Here is a 12,287-nt window from a genome sequence, read left to right as displayed (position 1 = left end):
AAAGGACAATAGACGAGAATCTAACCTTCGTTTTGTCCCTGCACCATTACGGTCCAAGGCTGTCCGAACCAGTATAGCGGATTTGGAATCCGTCTTCTTAAAAAAAATCATAAAATACTTGAAAAAAGATCATTATGAGAACAATACTTTTTCATTCACCAAATCGTTCTTTCCATACAAACCGGGAACATTCAAAAATTATTCATTATATTGCAATATATTACACGAAGCAAACACATATGAATCTTGACAGCAGATTCCAAAACAGTTATCGTTTCTAGGAATTCCGAGCAGTTTGCGGCTGCCATGCTATCGTCCTTTGTTCCATGCCTAGCCCCAAGGTTTCTATTATCGTGCCCGTTTTCAATGCAGCTCCCTATCTGCGGGCGTGCCTTGATTCCATCGTCGGGCAAACTTTGAGCGGGAAGGAAATCATCTGCATCGACGACGGTTCCACGGATGCTTCCGGTTCCATTCTGGCAGACTATGCCGCGCGGTTTCCGGAGATCCGGCTCATCACTCAAGCCAACTCCGGCGCAGCCGCAGCGAGAAATGCCGGCCTTTCGCTGGCGCAAGGCGAATACCTGTCCTTTCTTGATGCAGACGACATCTTTGCGCCCGACATGGTCTCCAAAGCCCTGTCTACTGCCCAAGAACACGATGCCGACGTCTGCGTCTTCCGCTCATGCATCCACGACGAACACACGGGAAAACGGCGAGAGCACACCCGAGCCTTTCAACAACAATGGATGCCTGATCGGAATGTTTTTTCAGGCCAGGACGTTTCGGACAAACTCTTCCAGATATTCCAAGGCTGGGCATGGGACAAACTGTTCAAAACTTCATTCATCCGGCAGCAATGCCTCACGTTTCCCCTGTTGCCGAACAGCGAAGACATGCTGTTCGTTTTCGGAGCGCTTGCCCTCGCTTCCCGCATTGCCACTGTTGACGATATCCTCCTGACTCAACGGGGAGGAAACCGCAGCTCCCTTTCACACCGCCGCAGCAAAGCGCCTTTGGCCTTCTATCAAGCACTTCAGGCTCTGCACGATCTGCTGTCAGAACGCGGCATCCGCCACATGTTGCACCAAAGCTTTGCCGACTGGGCCGTCGAATACAGCCTGTGGAACCTGAAAACCGTGGAAGAGGAGGCCAAACAAACGACAATAGAAACCTTGGCAGCCAGTGGCCTTCAAATGCTGGATATCGCTTCCTTCACCTATGGGGAATCCTTTCATAAAAAGCAGTTTGTCAAACTTCGAGCCATGCTTTATCCAAACAGACCGCTCCGCCGTTGCAAATGGTTTCCATGGCGCATCGACCGGCACCAAACTCTGGGACAGATGGATTCTCTCCCCGCAACCGTTTCATCTCATCAGTTTCCGTCCGCATGAACACGCCCAAGCTCTCCATCATCACCGTCTGCTTCAACGAAAAAAACATCGCAGCCACGTGCGAAAGCGTCGTCCGGCAGACATGGCAGAACTTCGAATGGCTCATCATCGACGGAGGGTCCACCGATGGGACACTCGACACGCTGGAGCAATATCGCGAGCGCATGGCCGTCTTCATCTCGGAGAAGGACAAAGGCATCTACAATGCCATGAACAAAGGCATTGCCCGCGCAAAAGGCGAATATGTCATCTTCCTGAATGGCGGAGACTACTTCCTTGACCCCTTTTCTCTGGAACGACTGTTCACCCATGAAGACTGGCAGGAAGACATCGTTTGTTGCGACGCACTCTTTCTCAAGGAAGGCGGAATACCCCTGTTCAAGGAATTCGGCAAGGATTTTCCGTTGAAACCCGAATTTTTCGTCAATGACAGCTTCGCGCACCAAGCCACGATCATCCGGCGAGACCTCTTCACCCGCTACGGCAGCTATAACGAAAACAGGCGCATCGTCAGCGACTGGGAAAAGTGGATCGAATTCATCGTCGTCCACCATGCCTCGTGCCGCCACTTCGACCGCATCCTCTCCATTCATAACTACACGGGCGTCTCGTCCCACGACACTCCGGAGCACCGCAACGAACGGCTCGACGTCCTTCGCCAGTATTACCCGGAGCTTTTCGCACCCGGTGGAGAACTGTCCGGCACACCCGCTACCCGTAAAAAACAGGCGACCACGGTCAGCAAAATCACCTTGTTCAATTTCCTTCCCCTGCTGCGCATCACACAAAGCGCCGACAATCGGAAATGGAAAGTTTACCTGTTCAATGCCATTCCCTTCCTGAAAATCATTCTTCGCAAATAATTTCTCCTTACCCGGCCATGCCCAGCAACGACACACCATGCATCTCCGTCATCGTCCCCGTGTACAACACGGAGGCGTACATCGGCAAATGCCTGGATTCCCTCGTCAGCCAAACCATGAGGGAAATCGAATTCATCCTCGTAGACGATTGCGGGACAGACCGTTCCATGGATATCGCGCACCGGTACGCTGCCGAAGATGCGCGCATCCGCATTCTGGAAGGAACGGAAAATACCGGAGTCGCACAAGCTCGCAACAGAGGCATGGAAACGGCCCGGGGCGAATACACCGCCTTCGTCGACTCCGACGACTGGCTTGCACCGGACTACTTCCGACTCCTGTACGACAAAGCCGTCACTGAACAGGCGGACATGGTCAAAGGTTCCTTCACTGCCGTATGGCCCGATCGTGCCGAACCTTCCCGCATGAACGACGGCATCCGGCAATGCCTGCTCCGGCACTCCTTCCCCGGCATCGCCTACACCTATGCCTTCTGGAACACACTGTTCCGCACGGACATGCTGCGCCGCCACCATATCATCTTCCCCTCTTTGACGCATGGGGAAGACATGGTATTCCTCGTCAATGCCCTGCTCCACGCCAACAAACTCGTTCTGGAAGACGGCGCCGTCTACTACTATAACCAGCATGACGGCTCGACCAGCCGAGCCATCTCATCCCGCTACTATGATTCACTATTCCGGCATTATGAAATGATTGCCGACCTGCTGAAACAGTCCGGCCAGCCCCGGCGCGACATCATCGACTACTGGCAGTTCGCCATCATGCAGCCCTTGCTGACCCATCATCTCCACCTTGCCGATGGAGAGAATACCGACTTCTACACACGCTTCTTCTCTCAAGTAAGGCGACTTTTATTCCGAGGAGGGTATTCGTATGAGCTCTATTACCATTATCCGGATCCGTTCTACCGCCACATCTTCGATCTGGAACCGTCGCAACTCGCATCATTTTATGTGCAACATGATTGCAGACCCGATTTTTCCAACAAAAAGGAATGGACGGTTCGAATATGGGGAATCCCCGTTGCTCGGTTCAAACGGCTCGGCAACCTCACCAAAATACGCATCTTCGGTATTTCCTGTGCAAAAATCCACCATCCTGATATGGATGCAACTTCCAATACTCCATCATGATATTCCCCAAAGTCTCCGTTATCATTCCCATCTACAATGCAGAAAGACATCTCCGGCAATGCTTGGACAGTATTGTCGAACAAACATTGCATAATATTGAAATCATCTGTGTAGACGATGGTTCGACAGATACATCTCTCGATATTTTAAGAGAATATGCAGACAAAGATGACCGTTTCTTCATCATTCGTCAGCAAAATCAATTCGCAGGTATGGCCCGCAACAATGGCATGCAGCATGCCAAAGGTACATATCTGGCCTTCTTCGACGCAGATGATTTTTTTGAACCGGACATGCTGGAAAAGGCCTATGACCAATGCGAACAGGATCAAGCGGATCTCTGCCTGTGGTCAGCCGATTACTACGATACGAACACCGGATTAAGCACACCTTTCGATTATTGCCTCGATCGAGCGCTGATTCCCCCCACCCTGCCATTTTCCGTACAGGACATGCCAGACTGCATCTTCCAGATCAGTGCGCCCACACCGTGGAATAAATTATACCGCAGAAGCATGCTCGAAAAGCATCAATTGCTTTATCCGAGTACAAAACGCAGCGAAGACACTTTCTTTGCCAGCATGGCCATGTACCATGCAAGCAGAATCACAATTGTCGACAAACCATTTGTCCATTACCGGCAAGCCCATGGCGGCAACCAGCAATCGGGAACGGATCTGACACCCCTTGACTGGTACCATGTCATGCTGCAACTCAAAGAGGCATTGCAGAGCAAGGGCGGGTTTGACTTCGTCTATGACAGTTATCTTAAATTACTGATCGGCAACGGACATTATTACATGTTCCTAATGCGTTCGTGGGAAGGATTTCAATCGGTATATGCCAATCTTTCCCGGGAACTTCAGCATGAGCAGACCCGGAGACCAAACCGCGCCTACGCACTTCCCAAATGGTATGCCGACATCTTCCGGCATCTGACTACGACCAGCCAGTCCGAATATCTCCTGCATGAATTGAAACAACAGACCGCAGCCTGCGACGCTCTGAACAATCAAATAGCTCAGCACGTGCAGGCATTGCAAACGCTTAAGCAGGAAAACATAGTTTTACAGACACTATTGAGAAATTCGATACGCCGCCAATATCGAAAATACCGTCTTTTGTCACATTGTACCTTCGGAGCCATGCGCCGAAGGTATCGACGCAAGAAAACAGAACTTAAAGCGAAGCTTGCTTCACAATCGCTTTGAACACACCAATCGCAACTGCTAACAGCATTATGACCCGACACATGAACAACTCAACCGAACACATTCCGGCCAACCTTCCCGATGTAACAATTGTCACTGTCTGCTACAATGCCCTTGCCCATCTGGATGGTTGCATTGCATCTGTCGTCAACCAACGCGATTCAGGCTTACATATTGAGCATCTTGTCATCGACGGTAATTCCACAGATGGCACTCAGGCCTACCTGCAACAGTCTGTAGAACGAGGCCATATCACCTCCTACATCAGCGAACCGGATGACGGCCTCTACGATGCCATGAACAAAGGCATTGCCCTCGCCAAAGGAAAAATCATCGCCTTCCTCAATGCGGATGACGAATTTCTTCCGGGTGCAATCGCTGCCCTATCTGCCCCCATCCTCGAAGGCAATGCCGACTATACCATGGGCACGGCACGCGTTCTGGACAACGGAGAATTCACCGTGCGTCTCTGGCCGGACCCCGACAATGCCTTTATGGGAGCCTTTTGCTGCCATCAGACCCTTTTTTGCAAAACTGACATCATACAAAATCTCGGAGGATTCGAAGGTGAAACCTTCCCCGTCATCGCTGATGGGGACCTCATGGCCAAACTGGCAGCGCATCCGTACAAACCAGCCAGCGTCACCGGGGACCATGTGATTTTCCGTAAAGGAGGATGTTCCACCGATTGTGTTGTCACCGTAGCAGATCAATACGTTCTTCTTACCGAGAAATACTGGCCTTACCTCATGATGAAGGTCATCCAGTATCCGCATATGTACCAGCGCGTCAAATATAATTTACAAGATCAAATTATCAGACTGAAGCAATGCGCCACCCTTCACAGGGGCATAGATACCATTACACTGCGAGGTAAGCTTTTGCGCATGCAGTATGATCTCATGCAATTCGAAAAAACGGAAATATTATCTCGAGAAATACGCCAGCAGCAAACTCGCGGTGCAGAACTGCAACAAAAACGAAATGAGCTCAAAAAAGACTATTTTCGTTATCGTCTCCTTTCCAAAATCTGTTGGGGAAATAAAAGAAACTACTACAAGCAAAAAAAATACGCTGTCAAACAACAACTCAAATGCTGTTTGGCCGAGCAACACAATACCTCACACAACCATTAATCCTCTCCCGGTTTATGATCAAAACCTGCGACTTTCTCTTATCCGCTGGACCGGCTTGTCGTCCAAGCTATCATCTTCGAGAAAGCGGTTACCGCCAATTTTCCTCACCGCTCGACTGGATGATGTCCTATTCTCTTGAAACCTATATCGATGTCTTGAAAAAACAATTCCGTGGATATTTTGACCAGTGGCAAGAAAAGGAAGACTGGGGCGGCTTCTCTCGTTGGATTACCGACATCCCTTCCGGTATGGTTTCGATGCATGAATTTCGACGGGAAGATTCCGTTCAAAATCAACTTGAGACCATGCAGAAAAAAATGCAAAGGCGCACTCAGCGACTTTGCCGACTTCTCCAACAGGCTCGTGCAGTCGGGTGGGTATTGAATCGACCAGCGCTTGAAGATCAGGCACTCATTAAATTTTTTGAATCATTGCGCTTTCTTTATCCACACCTGACTCTGCATATATTGAATATCAACCATGATCCCGATGCATCAACTATCGTATACAGGGACATACTGCTTCATGCCAATGGATCCATCAGAGAACTCCGGGCACGCGATATCCATCCCGAGGGCGATGATTTGACCACGAATGGATGGGCATGGATCGGTAACGCACAGCTCTGGGAAAAAGCCCTGCTGGATAATTTTTCATTGAGAAACCTCCCTGATTCACCTGCCTATGATCGTACACATATACCTCAACTGAAGTATGAAATGCAAAAAAAACGTCTTCTCCGTTACATATCCTTTGGAGAACGGCGACGTATTCTCAAACAAGCAATTGCGGAACTGCGCAATCGTTTGCATCATGCACAAAAAGCGGCTCAACCAATAAAGCCATGATCATATCTTCTACCAAAAAAATCCTTTTTTGCCTGCTCATCTCAGCAGTGATAACTCTGAGCCTCCATTCTCTCTACCGGATTCCATACGTAGATCTTTCAATGGAAGCACGCAGCACGGGAAAAGTGCAATTGGTTGAAATCGCATATCATTCTCCGGACAAACCTGACGCATGGCCGATCATGAAAGCTACATCCGGACAAAATCCCGTGGCAGGAACCTTCACCAAACTCAAATTTCGTATCCCCGTCAAGCGGATAGACGTCATGAATATTTTATTGGGAGACGGCTCCTCTCCCATGGAATTGCGCAATGTCATCCTTGAAAACAAACAGCCATTCGCCGCACATCACGCATGGACTCCCGAACAACCAATTGAGCAGGTATCCGAACAAGATGGCACTTTACAGTTTACCCCGCTCACGGGCGAACAGATGCGCTTTCGGCTTAAACAAGAAAATACCACAGTCAAAGGACAATACCATATCAGATGGTCTTTGGCCTTGGCAATCTGGGGTATTCTTTCACTCATTGCCCTTGCCCCCTTCCGCCTGTGGAAAGAACACACACCGAAACTCGTACCTCTGGCATCCAGACACCAAATATTACCACCACTGCAGGACATACGATCATGGTCAGGCATAATACTTGCACTATGCGCGGCCGCCCTGCTCTATACAACGATTTACCAGATTATTACCCTCTCGTGGTTCGGACATGACGACTACGGTGCAGCACTTGCCGTACACCAGAATTACGACAACAACGGATTCGATCTCTTTACTGCATGGGATTCATATTGCAATAGTTACAAATGTTGGAATTCGCGTATCGGTGAGTTTTTCCTGTTTGCCGTCAACAGTTCCGATAGATTCATCCATCGCATCGTTACACCCTTGTGGATGATTCTCTTGCCCTATATCATCTGTCGTTTGGCCGCAGGGCGAATATCTTTCCGTTCGCCCTATGCTGCACTCAGTTATTTGGGGATTGGCTGTTTACTGATCATCGGTATTTCCCATGATTTTCTGATCAATATATGTGACCAGGCCGCTGCGATCAATTACATCTGGTCGACAGCCATTACTCTCTGGTTCTTCTCATTCTATAGACGTTCGTTTTCCTTCGGAAGCACCATATCTTCCCCATCTTATTGGAATGCAGGCATCTCCTTCTGGTTCTGCCTGTGGGGCATTCTTGCCGGTATGGGCAGCGAGAGTCTCAGTATTACTGGATGCTGTTTCTTGTGCTTATATGTTTTTATACAGTATCGGCGGAGATCCCTCATCCCTCCCATGCTCTATATGGGAGGGATAGGGTTTATCATGGGGACGGCACTTTTACTCTTTGCCCCAGCCTTGAGCGCCCGGGCTTCCGGTACGGGTTCCGTCCCTCTTAATCTGCAACATATGCCATGGAGTGAAAAGCTGTCACATTACCCGGAATTAGTTTCGATATATTGGAAATGCTCGCATATAACATACTATTTAATAATAGCATATATTATCCTATTGATGATCGCCGCCATTGCCAATAAACAAAAACGCATTGCGATTCTCCGGCTGCAGGGTAAAGCTGGACTGTGTATCATCTTCTCCTGGATATGTTTCTCCTCCTATATTGCCGGAGCCATTCCCTACCCCATGTCTATCTTGCCGGCATGCTACCTGCTCATTATTGCAGCGGCCGTATTAATCATCGGATCACATCGGCAACTGGGTACGGCATGGAGTTGCATACCTCTCGCGCTGTTATGTTTCTATACGTTTGCCTATGTCTACGGAGCCATTGATTATGCACGTTTGATCAAACCGTATGAACAACAACGGCAGCATCAAATCGAAGCAGCCATCTCACGAGGGGAACAGGATATTAAACTTGCGTACCCACTGCCTTTCCCTTATAACTATCAACGTGGTCGATTAATTTTCAGTGAATTTTCTCCTGACGGGAAAAATTGGCCCAATACAACGGCGGCACAATACTACCGAGTCCGAAGTATATCCGAAGAACAATATCGGCCGCCGCACCAACAAAAAGATGCTATTCGCCCATAAATGTATCTGTCATGATCTTCTCATTCCGGATATCGGCTATGCCAATATATAGTATCCCGGCCCTTCTCTCATCCTGTACTATTTTTCTCTGAAGTATGATCTCACCAACCATCTCCATCATCATCCCTGTATACAACACGGGCAAATATCTTCGCACCTGTCTGGATAGCATCGTCAACCAGACGTGGCAACACACGGAAATCATCTGTGTCAATGACGGGTCGACGGATGATAGTGGAGCCATTCTCAAGGAATATGCCCAGCATCACTCCCATATTATCGTCATAGAACAGTCGAACCAAGGACTGAGCGCATCGCGCAACAATGCACTCGACAGAGCAAAAGGGAAATATATCGCCTTTGTCGATTCCGATGACTGGCTGAGATTGGATGCGCTTGAGACACTTGTCCGAAAAGCTGAAACAAGCCATGCAGACATGCTCATGTTTCAAGCCGACTTATACGATGAAAAAACCAGAGAAACGAGGCTTTACGACTATACAAATTATTCGGCCTTATTGCCGCACGATTTTCCGGTCGATCATTTCAATTATCAAACGTTTTCTGATAATTGGCACTTGTTATGGCAACTTCCCGTCATGGTATGTACGGTCTTGTGGAAAAGGGATTTCATCGAACGGTTGCATCTACGGTTTCCCCCTCGCTTATCGTTTGAAGACAATCTGTTCTTCAAAAAAGCTCTCCTTCAGGCCGAAACCATAGCCATTTTGGAACATAGTTTCTATTACTACCGACAAAGAACCGACTCCATCACAAACGACCGCAGTCGTCATTTCAACGATCTATGTACAATTATCGGGTTGGAAGCCGAATTCGTCTTCAAACATCTCCACGATCAGTCGTTGAAGTCGAATTATCTCTATCATGGAGCTCTTGGGCATCTTTACTGGGCCTTTTGGCATACACCGCATCGCGATAAAAAGAATATCTACATCGCATTCAAGGAAACCTATCTTTCTCTGCTTGACCATTGCCCGGAACACCATTTTCAAAACTCCTTGCCTCCTGCCTTCAAAGAGCTTCCAGACATTCTGCGACAGGCAGCAGACTACGAATCGTTTCTTCAATCCTATTCACGCTCTGCAGATGCCATCGCCGAACAGCTCCAACAGCTGGATTCCTTCTATTACAAGCCGAATCCAGGTAATGTTGGCGATGCCTTGATCGCCGTCTCCACACTGGGCCTATTCGAAAAACATGGGCTCCGTTTCCAACCCTACAGTAATTTGGAAGAGGGTATCACGGCGTACGATCTCGTTTATGGAGGAGGTGGAGCCTGCATTCCGGATTGGGGTGCTCTGCCTTGGCTGATCAACTTGTTTACCGATCCTCGCATCCGCCGATGCGTCATTCTGCCTCAGAGTTTCCATGATTGCCTGCCTCTGCTGCATGTACTGGATGAGCGATTTACCGTTTTTTGTCGAGACAAGGAAAGTTTCTTCTACTGCAAAACAAACAACCATAAAACACGGTTCCTTCTGGCGGATGATATGGCTATCTCACTTGATGTTCAGGCGTTTCTCGCACAAAACGTCAAACAACCGACATTCGATGATCTTTGTCTGAAACAGCGGGTCAAAAACGCCCTGTCAACGCTGCCTGACGGCCGAAAAGTTCTTTTATTCATTCGCGAAGACAGAGAAAGTGCCATCGCCAAAACCCAGAGCATCATCAACAGTTATGAGACCCTGGATTTGTCTGCACTGAATAGTGATGAATGCGAAGACTTCAGCAGCAATGCTTCTTTTGTGCAACGCTTCTTGTCAAGTATAGATGAAGCGGACATCGTCCTCACTGATCGACTTCACGGGGCCATCGGTTCTCTGCTGATGAACAAAGAAGTATACATGCTGGACAACAGCTACGGGAAATTGTCCGGTGTATACAGGCATTCTCTCAACCATCAAACCAATGTCCATCTCCTGAATCATCCGAATGAATTCCCTTATTGGGAACAGATGGAAAGAACAAAATATCCATTCGAACAAAGCATTGTACCGATGGATATCATGCAAACATCCGCCACCAGTTATTTGATGGGTGTCCGGTTTATCGCTCCAACCGGCAACTTCAATGTACATGCTGAAATATGCCATGTAGAACAGAAAGAGGATATCGAACTCAATGGCAATCCGTGGATACGCATGCTGATCTTCCATATGATGGCAACCGGAGGAACCTTCCATATCAAAGGAACAGTCAGCCGATCACTACTGGAAAATATGGAGCAGATGATTGAGTACTGGATCGACATTTCTCCCGGCATATTCCATCCCGTCACGATCGTTCCCGATAACATTGAGGAAGACGACTCATGTGCCGTCCAACATCGAAAAGCCATTGTCCATTTTTCGGGAGGATTGGATGCACAATTCGCAGCCTATCGGCATACAAAAGGATTAGCCGGATACAGGAACCTGAATATCCAGGCAGGGCTCATGATTGCGGGCGTTGACATCCCTCTGTCACGCGAAGACTTTCAGCAAGAGTGTTTTGAACAAACTGTGAACGTATTGCACGATCTGGGTATCAGCCAAACACACCTGATCAAAACCAACTTCAGGGATATGCCCGTAAAAGGCATTCCACACGGTATGGAATGGGATACCATTACGCACATTTCTTGTATAACATCATGTGCGTCATTTTTATCTCAAAAATATTCCGACTGCCTTATCGGTGGCTCGTATCCATATCACATTGCCATTTCGGATGCGCACGACCTCATGCGATGGGGTTCCAATCCCATCAGCGCCTCTCTGCTGACTTCCAGAAATTTCCGAATTCAAACCGATGGCCTTCAATATGATAGCACGTCAAAAGCGGCTCTCATTACCCAATGGCAAGCAGGTATACAAGCACTTCGCGTCTGTTGGAAAAACGAAAAAGGCCAAACAAATTGTGGGCACTGTGAGGAGTGTATTCGCACACAGCTCAATTTTCTGGCATGTGGCACCGAATGCCCTAATATGCCGACATTGACGCCGGAGATGCTCGAACAGATACGGCCGGAAATCATTGATCATGCAAGTTTCCATCTTGATATTATCCATGCGGCGAAACAGCGAGGCAAAGGAGGATTGTGGTGGGTTCTGCAGCTTGAGAACATCTTGGCTGAACATGATTTCCGCCAGCAACAAACGCAAAGCATCCGATTCATGCAAGAAAACATGCAGAAGGCTGAAACTTTGTCTGCCTTCAAGAAACTAACCGACACATTCATTGAAACGAATCCTGAGCTTAAGCAGCATCTCATCACAACGTTAAATAAAGATTTACAACAGGAGTCCATCAAAAAGGATATTCTTGAATCGTACTTGACGCAAAACAATTTGTTTATAGAAAAAAAAGCATCGAAACGAATCAAAAAACTCAACAGAATCGTTGGGATTCTTTCCAAATTTATTATCTTTCCGAAGGCACGCCGAAAATTCCGTGATCGTTACCGATTCAAATTCTGACGATGGCGGTAAGAATCAATCTTATCATTCTCGCATGATTGAAATCGGCTACTCACTGATTCCCTGAACTGCATATCTTCATTTCCTCATTTCTTCAGCCGTAAGGATCAGAATTGAAGGGTGACACCATATTGATCAA

General features: G+C 48.0%; 8 protein-coding genes. All 8 read left to right on the top strand.

From position 1 onward, the window contains the following. Positions 1–326: 326 nt before the first annotated feature. Positions 327–1,394 carry a glycosyltransferase family 2 protein gene (locus PYTT_RS11395; RefSeq protein WP_083076746.1) on the top strand — a complete coding sequence of 356 codons (1,068 nt, stop codon included), beginning with the start codon at positions 327–329 and terminating at the stop codon, positions 1,392–1,394. Then, positions 1,391–2,257 (top strand): glycosyltransferase family 2 protein, encoded by an 867-nt coding sequence (locus PYTT_RS11390; protein WP_067775896.1) that lies wholly within the window; start codon positions 1,391–1,393, stop codon positions 2,255–2,257. The genes PYTT_RS11395 and PYTT_RS11390 overlap by 4 nt, the downstream gene beginning before the upstream one ends. Positions 2,258–2,274: 17 nt before the next feature. Further along, on the top strand, positions 2,275–3,414 hold the full coding sequence (locus PYTT_RS11385; protein WP_067775898.1) for a glycosyltransferase: 1,140 nt from the start codon (positions 2,275–2,277) through the stop codon (positions 3,412–3,414). After that, positions 3,411–4,625 carry a glycosyltransferase family 2 protein gene (locus PYTT_RS11380; protein ID WP_067775900.1) on the top strand — a complete coding sequence of 405 codons (1,215 nt, stop codon included), beginning with the start codon at positions 3,411–3,413 and terminating at the stop codon, positions 4,623–4,625. Before PYTT_RS11385 ends, PYTT_RS11380 begins: the two co-directional genes overlap by 4 nt. 41 nt (positions 4,626–4,666) lie before the next feature. Next, positions 4,667–5,761, top strand: a complete 1,095-nt coding sequence (locus PYTT_RS11375; protein ID WP_067775903.1) for a glycosyltransferase family 2 protein — start codon at positions 4,667–4,669, stop codon at positions 5,759–5,761. 14 nt (positions 5,762–5,775) lie between these two features. Next, positions 5,776–6,609 (top strand): DUF1796 family putative cysteine peptidase, encoded by an 834-nt coding sequence (locus tag PYTT_RS11370; protein WP_172801823.1) that lies wholly within the window; start codon positions 5,776–5,778, stop codon positions 6,607–6,609. After that, entirely contained in the window at positions 6,606–8,666 is a 2,061-nt protein-coding gene (locus tag PYTT_RS11365; RefSeq protein ID WP_067775909.1) for a DUF6056 family protein, read from the top strand. Before PYTT_RS11370 ends, PYTT_RS11365 begins: the two co-directional genes overlap by 4 nt. A gap of 95 nt (positions 8,667–8,761) precedes the next feature. Then, positions 8,762–12,148 (top strand): glycosyltransferase, encoded by a 3,387-nt coding sequence (locus PYTT_RS11355; RefSeq protein ID WP_067775912.1) that lies wholly within the window; start codon positions 8,762–8,764, stop codon positions 12,146–12,148. The last annotated feature ends 139 nt before the right edge of the window (positions 12,149–12,287 follow it).

Source organism: Neoakkermansia glycaniphila (genome assembly GCF_900097105.1).
GTDB lineage: Bacteria > Verrucomicrobiota > Verrucomicrobiia > Verrucomicrobiales > Akkermansiaceae > Akkermansia > Akkermansia glycaniphila.
The sequence above is the reverse complement of the archived record's forward strand: the minus strand, read 5'-3'. Positions and strand labels throughout refer to the sequence as shown.